This window comes from uncultured Sphingobacterium sp. (assembly GCF_964277905.1).
GTDB lineage: Bacteria > Bacteroidota > Bacteroidia > Sphingobacteriales > Sphingobacteriaceae > Sphingobacterium > Sphingobacterium siyangense.
In genome coordinates this window covers 17620-36926 of record NZ_CAXYKD010000039.1, presented here as the reverse complement: position 1 = coordinate 36926, position 19307 = coordinate 17620, and the positions used below count along the sequence as shown (strand labels likewise).

Below are 19307 nucleotides of genomic sequence, written 5' to 3'. Positions count from 1 at the left end.
TTGATGACCATGCAGACATGTGTAACCGGTAAATTTTGATATTGAAATACTACGCGTATTCCGTTTGAAAGTCTAATAATTTCGTATTCCATGCAGTACAAACTTGCTGTAGCTTCTTTTAGTTTATTTATTTTTTGTGCCCATTAACCTTGACAGTCTTCCCTAAAACAAAAAATATAAAATCTTACATTTTTTGCTACGTTACTCAATCTTCAAAATCGTATGGGCATATGAAGTCTTCACAAAACTAGGCATTTTTAAATGCAAAACGGTCATAGCGAAATCACTATGACCGTTTTTATATCCTATAGGAATCAGATTACATACGCGGAGGTCTCATTCCGCCCGGAAATCTATTCTCTCCTTCTGGATTTCCCATCGCAAATTTTTGGAATTTATAAGTAAACAAAATCATAAAATATCGACCCAAACGGTTGGTACGGCTATCTGTAATCATAGACTCACTGAATGTTCTGGAAACATTCGTTTGTTGGTTTAATAAGTCAAACGCCTGTAAACGTACAGTACCACGTTGTTGACTCAAGAACTTCTGCTCCAAGTAGGTATTTATGACGAAAGGATTTGCATTAATGCCGGCGCCATAACCATTATTAAATTGTTTGGATAAATCCGCTCCGAAAATGGTTGTTTTTGTAATATTGACCGATCCAATTAAAGTCGGTGTCCAGGACGAAACATTCGTATTGCGATTAGTCAATGAGTTCTCCGTATGATTAAATTGATAACGTACTCCTGGATTAATTTCTAGGTTTTCCGAAGGGTTATATCTAAACATCAAACCTTGATTCAGCACGATATTTCGTGCTACGTTCTTTTGGCCTATGTTATCATCCTTTTCAGTAGATATATACCCCATAGTTTTGCTGTAGGATATTCCACCCATCAACATAATATTATATGTTTTTTCTTTCAATGACTTTCCATAGTGGTAAAAAGAATTCACATTAAATGGCTTATCACTTGTTTCATTTAAGTAACGTGTTTCAGAAACTAAGGTTGAGTTTGTCTGTCCTGTTTGATAATCCATTAAATCATCAAAATAGCTTTTGCTCAAGCTCACAATCTTGTTGTTAGTCAAACCGGCATTAACAAACGCAAAAAAATTGTTTCCCTTTTGAAAATCATTCTTACGGAATCTTACATTCAATTGATGGCTAAATTCCGGATTCAGATTGGCGTTACCGATCACAATACTCGTCCGGTTTGTACTCATATCAAACGGCAAGATCTGCGTTACTGAAGGCTCATTCGGTGTTCCCGAATAATTCACAGAGATATTGGACTGTCTCGAAAATTTATACTCAAAACGTGCAATAGGCATCCAGTTCATGTTGTTCCGATGAATCGGAACTACTAACCCTGAACTGATCGCATCACCTCTCAATTGAGAAGGCTGAGCCGCAGCTCCAATGGAATAGGTTATTTTATCACCACTATACAAATAGTTTGCTCCGATTTTATGTGTTGTGAAGGAATAATCATAATTATAATCAAAATTCAACTTGGGATCTTCTGCAATTAAGTTTCCATCGCGATCAAACCCTTGTTGTTTGTTCGAATTGTCATACTTATTTTTGTTGAAATCATAGGTAAATTCCACTTTTCCTTTCTCGGAAACAGGTTCAGTATAATTCACCGAAGCCCCCCCATTCCAACTTTTATTATTTGCTTCCAGAATCGTTTTTTCATAAATCGAATCTAAAGGAGCATTTGCATTGTTGGGATCAGCCAATAGCCTGTCTAAGATTGCATTCTGATCCTTCGTTGTTTTTGCATTATTGAAGTTCATGTTTACAAAAACATTCCTTCCTTTATCATTAAATTTATGGTTGTACAATCCGCTAATCCCAAATCTCGGTGCAGTAGAATTTGCAACAATATCTTGGGCCTGTGAATTATTAAATACGTTACTACGGTAAGTTAGTGAATTAGTACCTGTCGTTACATCACTATTGTCGTAACCAAACTGAGGAGAAATTTTGATATAGTCTTTCGCTGTAGGCTTCCATTCAACATTTGCTTCAAAACGGTGGCTTGCTCCTACTGTATTGGAATTAGATTGAACACTATCCGTTTGCATGATATTAGGCAGTGTATTTTCCTGAAAGCGCTGCGAGATTGTTGTATTGTTGCTATGGCTATAACTGTAACTACCGTAAACCGTCAATTTATCATTAAAGTCTTTACGGTAATTCAGCCCGATAGAACCTATTTTAGTTAAACCGTCCGATCCGCCAAACATGCCGCCGCCGCGACGGCCACCACCGCCCTGCCCCCGACGTGCACCACCACCTACGGTGCTAAAATCAAATAAGGGTGCATTGGTATTGTTTAAATTTCCCAATACAGAAATTTGTTCACCTTCGCGCATTCCCATCCACATCCCTGTAGCCTGGTAACGATCTTCGGTTCCCACGCCTGCTCGTAGGGTCGTCATATGTCCTGTATTGTATTTTGGGTCTATCTGAATATTTAATACTTTTTCTGAATCACCCGTTTTATTACCGGTGACATTGGCCATATCGCCATAATCATCGATGACCTGCATCTTTTGGATAATATTTGCAGGTAGATTTTGTGTAGCTGTCTTTACATCTCCACCAAAAAAGTCCTTACCATTTATACGAACCCGCTTAACAGACTCCCCTTGTGCCGTTACATTGCCGTCTTTATCGACTTCGACCCCTTGTAATTTTTTCAAAGCGTCCTCGGCAACCGCGCCATCGCGGAGTTTTAGATCTTTCATGGTATATTCGAGGGTATCACTTTTGACAACGACTGTAGGGACTCCATCAACAACAACTTCTTGTAGCATCTGTGAGTTCTGTTGTAAAGTCAAACTTGGAATAATATGCTTTGATTCGCCTTTAGGGATACTAAATTCCTGCTCAAAACGTTCGAAACCAAGGTTTGAAACCGTAATTTTAAAGGTATCCGCCTTGACTTTATCAAAGATAAAAATCCCGGCCATATTGGATCCTGTCGTCATGGAATCCAATTTTGACGTTAATTTCACTGTTGCACCGGCGACAATTCGATTCTTGTCGTCCTTCAACATTCCCTGTACGCTCTTCGTCTGGCCATAAACGGTCCATCCCATCAGCATACTAAACAAAAAAAGCACAAAGCCTCTCATAATACGTATTTTTATATTTCTATAATTGATAAATCTTTGACTCTAAAACTATTGCTCAAGTTTAATTTGAAACAATATGGCCTAGACAAGAACAAACTTTTATTTTGTTAATGGAAATTATTCCAACGTTTTAATAGTCTAGCGCTCTAAATCTTTACAAAAGAAGACATTATTAGTGTTAATTAATGTAAACGGTCGATATTCACACAGAAGTTACAATAGATAACTCTAAATTTATTTGTATTTTCGGCTATTTTAAAGAACTGAACATGCTATTATCATATTATCAGGAGCAGTGGATAGAGGCCGGCTGTGACGAAGCGGGAAGAGGTTGTCTGGCAGGGCCAGTTTTCGCTGCGGCAGTGATTTTCCCCACAGACTATCATCACGAACTTCTTAATGACTCCAAACAACTAAGTGAAAAAAAGAGGATGGCTTTACGCCCCATCATTGAGCGCGAAGCCCTTGCTTATGCCGTTGCGAGCGTCTCAGCAGAAGAAATAGATCGCATAAATATCCACAATGCGAGCTACCTGGCGATGCATAAGGCACTTGATCTCTTAAAGACCAAAGCCGAGTATATTATTGTTGACGGGAATAAGTTTATTCCTTACCAAGAGATACCTTATTCATGTATTGTGAAGGGGGATGGAAAATACCTATCCATTGCTGCGGCCTCTATTTTAGCTAAAACGTACCGGGATGAATACATGGACAACATCGCCTTGGATTATCCCAATTACGACTGGCTCAACAACAAAGGGTATCCGACAGTTAAGCACAGAACAGCTGTATTGGCACACGGCTCCACTCCACATCATAGAAAAAGCTTTAGAATAACCGATCCGCAGCTCAAATTATTCTAAAGCTCACACAATAAAAAAAGAAACAGCTTTAAGCCGCTGTTTCTTTTTTATTTCTTTTAAACGAGAAATATATCGCCGCTCCCAATCCTGCGACGAGGATGATAGAGGAGATCAAAGTCAATATATTACCCATTTTGTGCGATTCAGGATCAAAAACAAATTCTACCTTATGCGTTCCCGCAGGTAATTGCAGTGCTCTTAGGATATAATCCGCACGGATAATTGGCGTTTCCTTTCCATCCACATAGGCTTTCCATCCTTTATCATAAAATACTTCAGAAAATACAGCAAAGGCATCATTGGCAGCCGTATATTCATATTGCATTTTATCCGGATGGTAAGATGTCAACTTAATCTCCCCTGTCGTTGAAGCATTCGAAGTTTTAGCCTTAATCTCATTTTGATATTGTTGATTCACAAACGCCTCCTTATGTGGATCAAAAGAACTGATTGCTTGCATCTCCTCGGCATTTCCTTTCACAAAACTTACCCGATCCACAAACCAAGCATTTCCTGCCGCGGTACTTCTCCGCACAATACGTTGTGATTGATTCTGAGGATCTGTTGTAATCAGATAACGCACATTAAACATATCCAGCACATCTTCATTGAGCGCACCATTAAATTGATTTTCCAAAATTTCCTGGAAGCGCATTAATTTTGCAGCATGGTATCCTCCTAGAGATTTGTGGAAGTAGGATGGACGGGCATCCGAAAACGGATCCGAAGTCAGGTCTAGTACGCGGTAGCTTGGATCTTTATCCATTAAGATCAATTGATCCACTTCACGTTGTTGGAATACTTGCTGTGCTGTAGCCCCTTTCTCCATAAAAGATTTGTCATTCAAGAAGCGTTTATCTATGCTCCATAAGTCAAACAGGAACAAGACCAATAAAGCCCCCAATAGTACACCCTCACTCAACTTTTTCTTTAAAAAGACCCAAACGAATCCGAAAGTTAAGAGGACAATGAAAAAAGAACGATAGGCATCTTTGCTTGCGATATCTTTACGATCTAAGACCAATTGATTTGCTAATTCGGTCGCAAAAGTTTTATCGCCTACGTTACGCTCTAACATTTCGATCAAATTGCCATGTCCCGCATTTCTAAAGTTTAAAAATAGATCGGGCATTACAGCAATCAAAAGACAGACTCCGCCGACACCAATAAAAGTATACAGCACTTTTTTATCTAAGTTTGGAATCTCCTTCGCCCGTGTCAAAAGCTCGTTGACAGCCAGAATTGCCATCATAGGCACTGTAATGGAAACCAAAACAAGTATAGATTCAACAGCCCTAAACTTATTATACATCGGAAAATAGTCAAAGAACAGATCCGATACAAGTGTAAAGTTTTTTCCGAATGACAAAAGCAATGCTAAGATGGTGGTTGCCAAAATCCACCACTTGATCCGATCTTTGACAATAAAAAGGCCTAAAACAAATAGGAAAAAAACACCGGCACCAAAATACCATGGTCCCGAAGTGAAACGTTTGTCACCCCAATAGGTTGGCATGCTTTCTGCAAACTGCCCAGCTTGAACCTCGGAGATCCCTCCTTTTTCCATCAAAAACTTAGCGACATGTGATTTTTCGTCCAATTGTCCGCCAGTTGAACCACCATAGGCATTTGGAATCAAAAAGGTAATGGTTTCACCAATCCCTTGGCTCCACTCATAGGCATATTCTTTATCAAGCCCTTTCTCTTTGGTGGTGTTGTTATCAACCTTCGTGATATTGGCATGTCCACGCGTACTTAATTTACTATATTCCCAAGTTGGCAATAAAATAGATGCATTTACCATCAAAGCGATGACTACTGCGATAATCTGCCTACCCGAAGCAATAAAAAAACCTTTTAATTGTTTTTGTTTAATTGCATCTACAAAAGTGAAAATCACGTATACCATCAGGACTATCAACAGGTAATAGGTTGTTTGCAAGTGATTTACACGAATCTCCAGCGAAAGAAACAGCGCCAATAATACAGGCCCCCACAATTTACTTCCCCGATAACACATAATAACCGCTGCAATAACAGCTGGAATAAATGCAATTGCATTTGCCCGGGTAATATGCCCAGCCTCAATATAGATAAAATTATAAGAGGTAAAAGCGAAGGCTATTGCGCCTACCGCTGCCAGCCAGGGTTTGATCCGTAAGACACTAAAAAGGAAATAAGCACCCAACAAATAAAATAGCACCGTATCCATTGGGCTCGGAAAGGCGAACTTAACCGCTTTTAAGAAATAAGTACCAATGTTATTCTCATTTTCTTGCCAAATTTGATAAGTAGGCATCCCGCCAAACATAGAGTTAGTCCATAAGGGCGCTTTACCATCCTTTGCCTTAAAATCAAATAATTCCTTCTGTGCCGCCTGCGCTTGTACCACATCCGACTGTGCCAGCGTTTTTCCTTGCCAAACAGGGGTAAAATAAAAAAATACGAGCGCAATGAATATCGCAATAACGATCAAATGTGCCGAATTCACCTTAAACCAATTTTTCATCCGTATAAATTTGTCATTTAAAGGTGATGAATATATCTAATTTATTCAACTTACCAAATAATCGTTCATTCATAACTTGCCTTTCGTTGTATTTATGAACACATTACACGCGGTTTGATAAAACTCGATGATTTCATTTACCTTCTTAGGTTGTTTAAAAGTCTTAAAAGCCAAACTTAGATAAATTTGTTTTTATATACAATTATAATTATCGCTCAGTGTCCTGTTAACAGAAAGTTTATAATAGGTATTAAATACGATCGATCAATGTCATGTCTTTTAAGCACTAAAAAAGCCCTAATGTTATTTAGGGCTTCAGGTAATTAAGATTTCATTTTTACGGCCGTTCCCGTTGCGCCCACCATCATCATTCCGCCCGTTCCTACCGTTTGAAAGTCTAGTCGAACCCCAACGACCGCATCAGCACCCAATGCGCGTGCACGGTCTTCAAGTTCACGCAACGCCGCTTCACGTGTTTCCTGGAATGCGCGTTCATAAGAATTGGATCTTCCGCCAAAAAAATCACGAAAGCCCGCCATCATATCCTTGATTGCGTTCGCTCCCAGAACCACTTCGGAAGAGACTATCCCCAAATAACGTTCAATTTGGTGCCCCTCAATAGTACCAGTTGTTGTCAATAACATATTTTATTCTCCTTTTTGAATTAACTTATTAATATTGGATAACTCCCCAAAAACAACCAAAATATCGCCTTCTTCCATGATCGTTTCCGAGGCAGCAATTCCAGAAGCTTCCTTTTGTTCTTTGGTCACACCGTCCTTCTTCGTTTCTGTGATCTTCACAGTGGTCAACACGATAACCTTGTATAAATTGGTCAGGTTCGCTTCACGTAATGTCATGCCCACATAACGAGCAGGCACTTTAGTCTCCACAATGGAATATTTATCCGAAACCTTAAACGAATCGACAATATCAATATTGTCCAAGCGCATCGCCAATCGTTCAGCAGCTTCTTCTTCGGGCATAATATATTCATTGATTTCCATTGCCTCCAAAACAGTCTTTTGTAAATCTGAAACGATACGGCCAATGATACGTTTAACCTTCAGCTGTTTTAAGAGGGCTACGGTCATGAGCGAAGCTCCCTCATCCTCTCCAATAGCAACAATAACAGCATGGGCATCTTTAAGGGGTAATGACGATACCGCTTCTCGGTCGGTTGTATCTAGGCATACCGTGTGCGTTATCTTGTCCTTGAGTTGTTCAACGATACTGAGATTTCGGTCTGCCCCAATCACCTCATGTCCGAGCTCAGTAAGATGTACTCCTAAAGAACGTCCAAAATGCCCCAATCCTAAAACAATATACTTCATATCTCAAACTAAAATAAATTTACTGTTATTTCCAAGCTCTCTTTCTCTCTACCTGCTCATATTACTCCGATAAGTTCATCAAAAGTTAGTCAATACGCTTGTCGGTCTACCTAAAACAAGATCTTTTCTTCCGGAAATACAATATTTCTCCGTGTTGTATTTTTAATAAAAGCGACCAGAAGAGTCAGCATACCCACACGCCCAACCAGCATCGTTAGGGCAATAATCAATTTTCCGCCCATACTGAGTGATGGTGTAATCCCCAAACTTAATCCACATGTTGTATAGGCTGATAGTGATTCAAAGAGGAGTGCTTTCATACTCTTATCGGGATCTGTAAAAATGAGCACAAAAAAACTGAACCCAACGACAAATAGCGACAACAGAATAATCGCAAAAGCCTTGTTAACAGATTCGCCGGCTATCCTCCTTTTAAAAATCTCAATATATTCTTTTCCCTTAGCCAGAGAGACAATATTCAACAGCGAAACAGCAACTGTAGTTACCTTTACTCCCCCACCAGTAGATCCGGGAGAAGCCCCGACCCACATCAGAAGCATAATCAAAAAAACAGTCGGTGGCCCGACAAAACTCAAATCAACACTATTGTAACCTGCCGAACGCGCTGCATTGGCCATAAAGAAGGAAGTTGCCCATTCACCATCGATTCCCCTTTCAAGAGAAAGGGTGTTCCCTCGCTCCAAAAAGTAGAAAAACAAAGTTGCACCTACAATAATAATTGCATTACAGACCAGCACCAATTTAGAATTAAAACTAAAGCTCCATGCTTTATGCTTATAGTTTTTCTTTGTGATCCATCGGTGATAATAAAGCAATATGGATTCTTTAATATAGGTGTAGAAATTCAATACAATTCCAAAACCCAAACCACCAAGAATGAAAAGTGAAGATAACGCCAGCTGGAATGGGTAATTGAATTTATAGGCTTCATTGGTAATTCCCCCGGATAAGATCGAAAATCCAGCATTACAGAATGAAGAAATAGAATGAAAGATCGAAAAGAAAACCATGCTCCCTAAATTTGGAAAATTAGCACTTTCTAAGGTACTAAAGATCAGTATAGCGCCAAGAAATTCAAACAGCAGCGTAATAAATATCATGGTCAATAGGGTTTTAATGACAGAGGCCACTTTATTTTCACCTAGAATTTCACCAAACATCAATTGATTCTTAAAAGAAAATCCGCCAGAGAAAAAATAACCAAAAAAACCTGTAAAGGTCATAATACCCAATCCGCCAACCTGTATCAAAACAATGACCACAGTTTGTCCGAACATGCTAAAATTGGTTGAAATATCGGCAACCGACAAGCCAGTGATACAAACAGCACTAGTTGCCATAAATAAGGCGTCCACAAAACTTAACGGAGCTTCTACCGTCGTACGGGGCAGCATCAAGAGTACGGTCCCGAGCAAGATAAGAACCAGGAAACTGATGACAAATAATATTGTCGGATTAAAATAAAAATTGTCAAAGAAAAGCGTGCTTTTCGATAGCTCCGCGATAAAAATAAGATAGATTCCTAGATAAACCCACTGTTCTCTTGAAAAAACAGAAAGCGCTCCAAATCCTGCAAAACGGGCAATAAGAATAAATACAAAGTAAATGAGGATAACTAAGCCCGCGTAATGCTCAACAGCAATTTTTTTGAGTGCGTAAATGGAAGATGACTCGCGGAGAGCAATCATGAAAAAGAGGACAAAGAAAAGATAATGAATTGTTTTACCCAGCAATTTTCCTAATGCAGGATCAGTGACATAGCCCACATTGAAAATAACGATTGCGGCACAAATCATGCTCACATAGAACATGATTTTGTCTACAAGCCCATTCTTATATTTGAAAACAAATCGGATAAAACTTAAAATCGAATCTATCATAATGTCTCAAACTAAGATAAATCTGTCAATAAATGCAAATCTATCTCCGTTGTATTTTTTGGAGCGCTAACGAAGCCGAGAATGAGGATTTATAAATACAGTACATCGCTTCCTCTACCATTTCTAAAAAATATGAGCAACGGCACCAAACGGTAACCTTTCCACGTGAAACGGATCCTCAATTTCCCGTTCCTTCTTTCTCAAGTTCCTTTTCAGCTTTTTCACGGTCACGCTTCCGCTTCTCTTCAATCTTTGCTGCCTCCTTGGCCTCATCTTCTTTTTCTTCCTTCAGCAACTCCTCAGGAGTTTTGTGTTTCTTAAATATACTTGAGATCATTTTCTTGGCCTTGCTGATTCCCCCAACGACTTTTTCAACTTTTCCAGCCGTATTCATCAGTTTAGCCTCCCGCTCTGGACCAAGGCCGACACATTGTTTGATTCCAACCAACAAAGTCTGCCACATCGCTTTAAAAAACGGATGATTGGGATCCCGACGCTTGTTGATATGCCCCACCGTATATTTACCGTATAAATCCGGATTGCCCGGATTAAATAAAACCTGATTAATCATAAAAGACAGCAGCCCCTTCTTTTCTCGACGACCATCATCACCTGCCTCTGACAGGATATTAACTTTGAGGTCGTCATAATCCATTTTAAAGGTTCCTTTACTACGGTAATCGTTAGCCCAGATGTCAAATGTAATCTGACTGAGATTGCCCGATTTAACCTCAACATTTAACAATGGACGAATCATTTTATTAACGACTGTCAGATCCATTTTCCCAAGTGTGCCCTTATAGGTGTAGGCTCCAACTTTAGAGGTCATATCAAAAACAAAGTTGGTAGAAAGCTTACCGGCATTCATAAAATTGCTGCTCAAATTTGCACGCATTAGCTTCTGTTTAAGCAATTTTGTCGAATCATTTGTCACATTCAATAGTGTACCATACGTGTGATCAAAAGTAATCGTTCCAATTTGACTATACTCATCACTCATTTCAGAATACGAAATTCCTATATTATCCAAAATCAATGAATCAATTCCCAGGCGTGTCGACATTTGCATTAATTTCATATGCGGAGCATTTCCAATCTGACTGGTTGGAGGGCTTTTATAATGCTTATCACTGTAAATCGAAAGTGAACCATTTTTTAAGCGTGCATTTTGTGCGTATATTTTCTTATCCCGGGAAAGCTCGGCAAAATTGAATCCCGTCAAAAGAAGTGTGTCCATTTTCAGTACCATATAGCTTCCACCCTCTCCTTTCTTCCGGTAATAAGCCGCCTTATTCAGCGTCGGCTGATAAGCAACTTTAGTCAACAGGACATTGCGGTTTTTACTATTGATTTTCAACTGATCAAAATTTACTTTATAAAATCCATCCGGAGTTTTATAGGTAAAACCAGGCACCTCAATATCGATCATTTTCGTATGATAAAAGCGCTGCCTGTCATGCTCAGAAGTCGAATCGATCAAAACATCATCTATCCGGACCTTGACCTTCTTGACCTCGAAATCTTGATAAACCCCTTTTTGGACTTGCGTATATCTAAAATCGATGTCATTCAAATTGACGGCCCGCACCTGAATTTTTTTCAGATTGTCCTTTATTTTCTCATACAGCGGTTTTTTAGGTCCCCTACTCACCGTATCATTATAACGGTGCACCTCATTAATGACATGAATCGTTGGTCTTTCGACGGTGATATCATTCAGGAAAAGTTCCTTATCCATCAACACCCTTCGAATTCCAAAGCTTTTTATTTTCAACCTATTGATGGAAATTTCGAAGCGGTTATCTGGTGCTTTTTTGACCAGCTCCAACTTTTTATAGATGGAACTATCTGACACGAGATGCAGATTGTCTATTGTTATATTACCTAATAATAGGTTGACGTGGATATCGTCGTATTTAATAGTATACAAATTGTCCGTTGCTTGGGACACCAGCTGTTTGATTTTAGTATCTAAAAGAGGCTTCCACTTATTGCTAAAATACCAAATACCTCCAGCCAATGCCAATAGGATAAACGCTACAATACCAAGGATCCATTTGAAAATAGGCTTCATAAAGTCACAATCTCTTTGTAATTTCGTCTTTATTTTATTGAATAACAAACAAAATTAAGCCCATTTTGTTTGAATTACGACTAAATAAAGTGAATATGCTGCGTAAAACACAACTATTTTTATTTCTTGTACCGCTCTCTCTACTTTTTTTAAGTTCCTGCACCAAAACAAAGCATGAAACAGGCTTCTATTTTTGGAAGACAGTATTCCAGTTAGACACCGTAGAAAGCCGCTCTTTAAAGGAAATTGACGCGAAATCTATCTATGTCCGCATTATGGATATTGATTTCGATCCATCTGGTGTACAAGCCGTCCCTATTAGCCCCATTACGTTTTCGCAGCCTGTCCCCAAAGAACAGCAGCTGATTCCTGTAGTATTTGTCAACCAGCGTATTTTTGTGGAAATGGATAGCCTGCAGATCAGAGGACTGGCAAATAAAATTGTTCCGTTTGTGACGGCTAAAATACAACAAGCAGGAAAGGAAAAATTTACCGAACTTCAACTGGACTGCGATTGGACAAAGACATCCCGTGATAAATTTTTCTACTTGCTCACCTATTTACAGCAATTGCCGGCCTTAAAAGATGTTGTCGTAAGCTCTACGCTGCGGCTACACCAGGTCAAAAACACAGTCACCAGTGGAATTCCACCTGTGAAAAAAGCAATGTTAATGTGTTACAACATGGGAAATCTCAGACAATTTGGCAATCAGAACTCCATTTTAAATCAACAGGACCTCAAGACCTATTTAAGCGGAACATTACGCAACTATCCCATGGAAATGGATATTGCATTACCGCTATTTCAGTGGTTTGTCGTTTTCAGAAATAATAATTACATCGGTATTTCAAAACACATCAATGAAGAAGATCTCAAAGACTCGTCATTGTTTACCCATAACCCCAATACGAACCTCTATATTTTAACGAAAGATCTCCCAAAAGCAAACCTTAAAAAGGGAGATGTTATACGTTTTGAATCCATCAATCAGGAGGAACTCTTACAAACGGCAAAATTTTTGAAGGGAGAGCTGAAAGGAAAAGAACACCGGATTATTTTTTATCATTTAGATCAAGCTACACTAGCAAATCATGGCAATGCCGAATTACAAAAAATTATTGCTGCTTTCTAGCACTACATTAGCTTTCTTCTTTGGGGAGATTGCAACCAATATCGCCTGTGGTCCTGAAGTGGATCCTTACGACAATCAAACGACATATTATCTCCCCAATCTGGAGGACAATGGATTTTCTGCCTTTCAATTTATCCCCTACCAATTTCTTTATACGGAAGAAGCTCCAGTCAAAGAAAGTTTAATCAATGCCGAAACCTGGGCTAAACACCTAGGTTCACAGGTTAAGGTTAAGGATATCGAACAATTGATGTACAATAGCAACGATGCAACCGCTAATTTAGCGAGCAATCAGCAAAAGTCGGCTTGGACAAACCTTCCCGATTCCATTAGAGGAAATACGTTCCTAAGCACGTTGATTGACGGGAAACATGAAGCTGAACGCGCTTATTTTATGTTTACAAAAAAGCAGGAACCTATCACAAATATTCAACATAACTATTGGGATCCGGATACCCGAAATTTCAAAGAAATTACACAATTTGCTGAGCTCGCTGAACAGCAGATCACCAAATACCCCAAAAATAGCTTTCTCTATATCCGTTATGCTTATCAAGCCGCCCGTTTATATCTATTTGGACAGGAATACGCCAAGAGCATGACGATCTATGAAAAGTACCTGCAATCCGCCAAGGGAGATGAAGCCATCCTCAATTGGGCACTATCCAACTACGCTGGCGCTGTCCGCAAAAATGGCGATGCAGCAAGGGCAGCTTATCTCTTTTCTAAATTATTCACTGCCAGTCCAGAAAGGCGCATCCTCGCTTATGCTAATTTCCATTATATCACAGCCAGTGATGCTGAGATATTTCAATATGCAAAAAATGATGCAGATCGGTTCAATATCAATGCTATCATAGGCTTTGGAACAAGTGACTATGCCCTGAAATATCTGAGCGACTGCTATCAGCTCGATCCTGCCAATACCGTAAATGCCGTACTATTGGGACGCGAAGTCAATAAGATAGAAACAGAAATGAACGAGTCTTTTTACCTCAGTAGCGATAATTATAATTACTACAGTAAAAATGACGATAAAGGAAAGGTTAAACTACATCTGGATTCTCTTCGCAATTTTGCCCTAAAACTTTATCGCGACAAAAAATATGTTCAACCCCAATTGGGTCTTATTACTGCCGCCTACCTAAGCTGGATGAATAAGGAAAATACGTTAGCAAAAAAATACCTGTCCGAAATAAAAGAGACTGACCTCAGTCCAAAATTGATTGATCAGCTTCAAATTACCCGATTGCTCACGCAATTAACTGACTGGCAAAGCAGTAAACAACTAGATGAAGTTCAATTGACCAAAACGCTATCTTGGTTAGAAGAAAAAGCAAAACTTGATGGTAAAGAAGATATCCGCAAGCAAAATTGGGGATATAGTGCTTTTCAATATAGCAACTATAGCTTAATCTGCCGGAATATTCTACAAAATCTTGTCGTAAAACATTATTTGAATACACAAGATACCGCCATGGCTAGTTTAGCTGCTGTAAAGGCGGATGCCTTTTACAACTATGGCTTTGTGAAAGACTCGCTGGAAGATAATATGCAGTGGACAACAATGCACTTCTGGGAAAATAGCCTTACACCTAAAACGCTGTTAAAAATAAGAAATTTACTGTCGGATAATTCCCAACAGAATACCCTATCTAAATTCTTATTGAAGGATATCAAACATTTCAATAAAGATTATCTCACGGAATTATTGGGTACAACCTACCTGCGCGAACTGGATTTCCAAAAAGCAGCAAAAACTTTAGCGGGACTTCCTAAAGACCATAAAATAAAAGAAATTAAAAACTGGTACGATGCGGATGAAAGCGATATTACACCGAATCCATTTATTGTAACGATAAATGATTACCCCAAAAAATATGGTAAAGAATCCACCACTAAGCTAAAATATGCTGAACGCATGGCACGCTTGGAAAATGCCATAAAAACGGAAAAGAACAATCAGAAAAAAGCCGAGTATTATTTCCAAATGGCCACAGGTATCTATCAGACTAGTACCTATGGAAATGCTTGGTCCCTGGTGTCCTATGACTGGTCGTCCACAGACAACCACGCAGCTTCGACACTTCACTGGCAACGAAATTATCTACAGACAAAATCAGCAAAAGAATGGTACAGCAAAGCGCGTACGCTGAGCACAGACAAAGAGTTCAAAGCGAAATGTACCTTTATGCTTGCCAAATGCGAGCAGAAAGATTTTGTCTATACCAATGAATCGCGTTGGCAATACTATGATTCACCATTAAAGAATCCTTTCTATCGTTTTTCGATGCAAAATAAATACTTCAAAGAATTGAGCACACAATATAAGGATACGCCTTTCTTTACAATCGCTTCGCGGGAGTGTACCTATCTCCGTGATTTTTTAAATTTAACACAAGCGATACATTAAGGGCTTCCTCCTATCTCGCTTTACAAAAAATAGCGCTTTCTTGATGTAAGAAGGCGCTATTTTTTATATAGATTAAGATTTATATAAGTTAAGATCTACTATCCTCATTATGATATATACTGAGGTAGCTATCGTAGCGCGAACTCTCAATAGAGCCTTCTTCCACAGCCTCCATAATGACACAACCAGGTTCATTGATATGCCGGCAATTATGAAATCGACATTGATTCATCAACGCGCGCATTTCTGGAAAAAAATGAGATAGCTCCTGTTTTTCTATATCGACAATTCCCAACTCACGAATACCAGGCGTATCAATTAGCTTCCCTCCAAAAGGGAGATCGAACATTTCAGCAAAAGTAGTTGTATGCTTTCCTTTGTCGGACCAATCGGAGATTTCACCAGTTTTCAACCCATATTCAGGGACGATTGCATTAATCAACGTTGATTTACCAACCCCGGAATGGCCTGATACCAAGGTTATTTTATCTTTAAGCAGTTGCTTGACAACGTCGATATTTGTACCGGTTAACGCAGAAACCTCGAAACAGGGGTAACCAATATGTTCATAAATAGCTTTATAGTCGGCCAATATCTCCAAACCTTCATCACTAAAAAGATCCAGTTTATTGAAAATAATTACGGCCGGAATTCCGTACGCCTCTGTTGTTACTAGAAAACGATCGATAAAACCCAAAGAAGTTGGTGGCGAGGCAAGTGTCACCACTAAAAAAGCCTGATCCAGGTTTGCTCCGATAATTTGAGTTTGCTTGGACAGATTGACGGATTTTCGAATAATATAATTTCGACGAGGTTCCAGTTCGTGAATGACCGCACTTTCCTGATCAGGTTCCACATCAAAATGCACCCAATCACCCACAGCAACAGGATTAGTCGTTTTTATTCCTTTGGTACGAAACTTTCCTTTGATACGACAATCGTATCTTTTATCATCTTCACCCAAAACTTGATACCAACTACCTGTCGATTTAGTTACCAGTCCTCTCATAAATCCTGTTGCATTAAATGTGTCATAGTACAAAAATCGGAAAAATTTATTAAACTTACCCTTTGATGAATTTCTTACCTTTGTAAGGAGACTAAAATTCAATTTTGTGAAAAAACTATTTCTTTTAGACGGAATGGCTCTCATATATAGAGCTTATTTTGCTTTGAGCAAAACTCCCCGAATTACCTCAACAGGGTTAAATACAGGAGCAATCATGGGATTTACCAATACCCTATTGGATGTATTGAAAAATCAGCAACCTTCCCACATAGCAGTAGTGTTCGACACAGCGGCACCTACCGCTCGACATATTGAATTTGAAGCTTATAAAGCACATCGGGAGAAAATGCCAGAGGACCTTGCTGCTTCTATCCCCTATATAAATCGCTTAATCGAGGGCTTCAATATCCCTATTATCACAATGGATGGATACGAAGCCGATGATATTATCGGAACACTTGCAAAAAAGGCCGAGAAACAGGACTTTCAAATCTATTGCATGACACCCGATAAAGATTTTGGGCAACTTGTGTCTGAAAATATCTTTATCTACAAACCTGCCCGCATGGGTAATGGAGCAGAAGTACAAGGTGTCAAAGAGATTCTTGAAAAATGGGAAGTCTCTGATGTTTGCCAGGTCATCGATATCCTCGGTCTTTGGGGCGATGCCGTGGACAATATCCCTGGTATACCTGGTATTGGAGAGAAAACAGCGAAAAAACTTGTTCAAGAATACGGATCTGTCGAAGGCATTATCGCTAACGCGGACCAACTCAAAGGAAAAATGCGTGAAAACGTAGAGAATTTTGCAGAACAAGGGCTCATCTCCAAAAAATTAGCCACCATTTTATTGGATGTACCCATTGAACTCGATGAAAAATCGCTAGAACTGGAAGATCCAAACAAAGAAATCCTTGAACCGCTATTTGCTGAATTGGAATTCCGAACACTTGGAAAACGAGTTTTCGGCGAAGATTTCTCCGTCCTTGACAAGAGCAGCCCTACAAATGGACAAATGGATCTATTTTCGACAACAACAACGACAATTACCACGACCGAAATTGTTACCGAAGTTAGCGTCGAAAATGCAGCAATAAATAACATACATAATACCGTACATGAGTATATTTTGGTTGATACAAACGAAAAACAAGTAGCGCTCGCTCAACAGCTTGCTTCTTTGGATAGTTTTTGTTTTGACACAGAAACAACAGGATTGGATGCAAACCTTGCCGACATTGTGGGGTTATCATTTTCTTTTGAGAACGCAAAAGCATATTATGTTCCAACACCTGCCCATCGTGATAGCGCTCAGGCTATAGTCGATATTTTCAAGGGCGCTTTAGAAAACCCAAAAATTGAAAAAATAGGACAAAACATCAAGTACGATATTTTATTATTAGCACGCTATGGTGTAAAAGTACAAGGCACCCTTTTTGACACCATGCTTGCACATTATCTGATTGATCCAGATACCCGTCACGGAATGGATGTACTCGCAGAAAATTACCTAAATTACAGCCCGGTATCAATCACAGAACTTATCGGTGAAAAGGGAAAAAAGCAAGGGAATATGCGCGACGTTGAAGTCGAAAAAATAAAAGAATATGCCGCTGAAGATGCAGACATCACGCTACAGCTAAAAAATATATTTCAGCCTCTCCTTGTCGAGACCAACACCATGCAGCTCGCTCAGGATGTGGAATTCCCATTAGTATATATACTCGCCGAAATTGAACGAAACGGTGTAAAAATTGATGTTCCGGCACTTGAAGAATTTTCAAAAACACTGGAGCAGGACATTAAAAATCTCGAGGAAGCTATCTTTGAGAAAGCAGGTGTAAATTTCAATATTGCATCCCCTAAACAATTGGGAGAAGTCTTATTCGACAAACTTCAACTGGATCCTAAAGCTAAAAAAACAAAAACGGGGCAATATAAAACAGGTGAAGATGTGTTATTAGCTTTGGCCCATAAATCCGATATCGTCCAAGATATTTTAAACTTTAGGCAAATGCAAAAACTCAAATCAACCTATGTTGATGCACTACCTGAGTTGATAAACCCCGAAACAGGGCTCATTCATACGTCCTACAATCAAGCTGTTGCCGCAACAGGCCGTCTGAGCTCAACGAATCCGAACTTGCAGAATATCCCGATCCGTACCGAGCGGGGAAGAGAAGTTAGAAAAGCCTTTATCCCAAGATCGGAAGACAATGTGATCCTCTCAGCCGATTATTCGCAGATTGAACTTCGCCTAATTGCAGAGCTAAGTAAAGATCAAAATATGATGGAAGCGTTTAGCCAAGGTCATGATATCCATAGAGCAACAGCCGCGAAAGTATACAATGTGGATTTTGATGCTGTTACTTCTGAACAGCGTCGCAACGCGAAAGCAGTTAACTTCGGCATTATATATGGTCAGTCGGCATTTGGCCTTTCTCAAAATCTTGGCATATCACGTAAAGAAGCATCCGATATCATCAATGAATATTTTAACCAATATACAGGGATAAAAAAATACATGAGTGATGCCGTCGAGTTTGCAAAGGAGAATGGTTACGTTGAAACAATTTTAAAACGGAGACGTTATCTGAGAGATATCAATTCCGCAAACATGACCGTTCGCGGATTTGCAGAAAGAAACGCTATCAACGCTCCGATCCAAGGATCAGCAGCCGATTTAATCAAACTTGCCATGATCGCCATTCAAAAGGAAATTGAGCAGCGAGGTTTATCTGGAAAAATGATCATGCAGGTGCATGATGAATTGGTTTTTGACGTGCCTAAAGACGAGATAGAGGTATTCAAAAAAATTATTTTGGATAAAATGTCCAATGCTATAAAAACAAGTGTTCCTTTGATCGTAGAAATTGGAGAAGGCAAAAATTGGCTAGAAGCACATTAAAGT

The 19307-nt window shown here is 39.3% G+C and carries 11 protein-coding genes; 4 read left to right on the top strand and 7 right to left on the bottom strand.

Features of this window, described 5'->3' with window-relative positions; translation table 11 throughout:
* Positions 1 to 319: 319 nt before the first annotated feature.
* Positions 320 to 3157, bottom strand: coding sequence for an outer membrane beta-barrel protein (locus ACHWSC_RS18080; protein WP_394677691.1), 2838 nt, complete (start codon positions 3155 to 3157; stop codon positions 320 to 322).
* A gap of 269 nt (positions 3158 to 3426) precedes the next feature.
* Here ACHWSC_RS18080 and ACHWSC_RS18075 point away from each other — a divergent pair, with 269 nt between their 5' ends.
* Positions 3427 to 4023: a ribonuclease HII gene (locus tag ACHWSC_RS18075; protein WP_394677690.1), complete on the top strand. Its 597-nt coding sequence runs from the start codon at positions 3427 to 3429 to the stop codon at positions 4021 to 4023.
* Positions 4024 to 4051: 28 nt separating this feature from the next.
* On the opposite strand, the gene ACHWSC_RS18070 is transcribed toward ACHWSC_RS18075, so the two are convergent.
* From ACHWSC_RS18070 to ACHWSC_RS18050, 5 genes are all read right to left on the bottom strand, one after another.
* Complete coding sequence (locus tag ACHWSC_RS18070; protein ID WP_394677689.1) at positions 4052 to 6532, bottom strand: YfhO family protein; 2481 nt, start codon at positions 6530 to 6532, stop codon at positions 4052 to 4054.
* A gap of 323 nt (positions 6533 to 6855) precedes the next feature.
* The gene (locus tag ACHWSC_RS18065; RefSeq protein ID WP_088163334.1) at positions 6856 to 7176 is read right to left on the bottom strand and encodes a YbjQ family protein; all 321 of its coding nucleotides are present in this window, start codon (positions 7174 to 7176) and stop codon (positions 6856 to 6858) included.
* Between the two features lie 3 nt (positions 7177 to 7179).
* On the bottom strand, positions 7180 to 7866 hold the full coding sequence (locus tag ACHWSC_RS18060) for a TrkA family potassium uptake protein (protein ID WP_075990332.1): 687 nt from the start codon (positions 7864 to 7866) through the stop codon (positions 7180 to 7182).
* Between the two features lie 110 nt (positions 7867 to 7976).
* A complete protein-coding gene (locus ACHWSC_RS18055) occupies positions 7977 to 9767 on the bottom strand; it encodes a TrkH family potassium uptake protein (protein ID WP_236582719.1) in 1791 nt (596 codons plus the stop codon).
* Positions 9768 to 9945: 178 nt separating this feature from the next.
* Positions 9946 to 11841 carry a hypothetical protein gene (locus tag ACHWSC_RS18050; RefSeq protein ID WP_286734131.1) on the bottom strand — a complete coding sequence of 632 codons (1896 nt, stop codon included), beginning with the start codon at positions 11839 to 11841 and terminating at the stop codon, positions 9946 to 9948.
* Positions 11842 to 11936: 95 nt separating this feature from the next.
* On the opposite strand from ACHWSC_RS18050, the gene ACHWSC_RS18045 reads away from it, so the two are divergent.
* On the top strand, positions 11937 to 12974 hold the full coding sequence (locus ACHWSC_RS18045; RefSeq protein ID WP_153844522.1) for a hypothetical protein: 1038 nt from the start codon (positions 11937 to 11939) through the stop codon (positions 12972 to 12974).
* Entirely contained in the window at positions 12934 to 15387 is a 2454-nt protein-coding gene (locus ACHWSC_RS18040) for a hypothetical protein (protein ID WP_394677688.1), read from the top strand. The genes ACHWSC_RS18045 and ACHWSC_RS18040 overlap by 41 nt, the downstream gene beginning before the upstream one ends.
* Positions 15388 to 15475: 88 nt before the next feature.
* On the opposite strand, the gene rsgA is transcribed toward ACHWSC_RS18040, so the two are convergent.
* The gene (gene rsgA / locus ACHWSC_RS18035; RefSeq protein WP_075994557.1) at positions 15476 to 16396 is read right to left on the bottom strand and encodes a ribosome small subunit-dependent GTPase A; all 921 of its coding nucleotides are present in this window, start codon (positions 16394 to 16396) and stop codon (positions 15476 to 15478) included.
* Positions 16397 to 16502: 106 nt separating this feature from the next.
* Between rsgA and polA the strand changes: the two genes are divergently transcribed.
* On the top strand, positions 16503 to 19304 hold the full coding sequence (polA, locus tag ACHWSC_RS18030; protein ID WP_394677687.1) for a DNA polymerase I: 2802 nt from the start codon (positions 16503 to 16505) through the stop codon (positions 19302 to 19304).
* Positions 19305 to 19307: the final 3 nt, after the last annotated feature.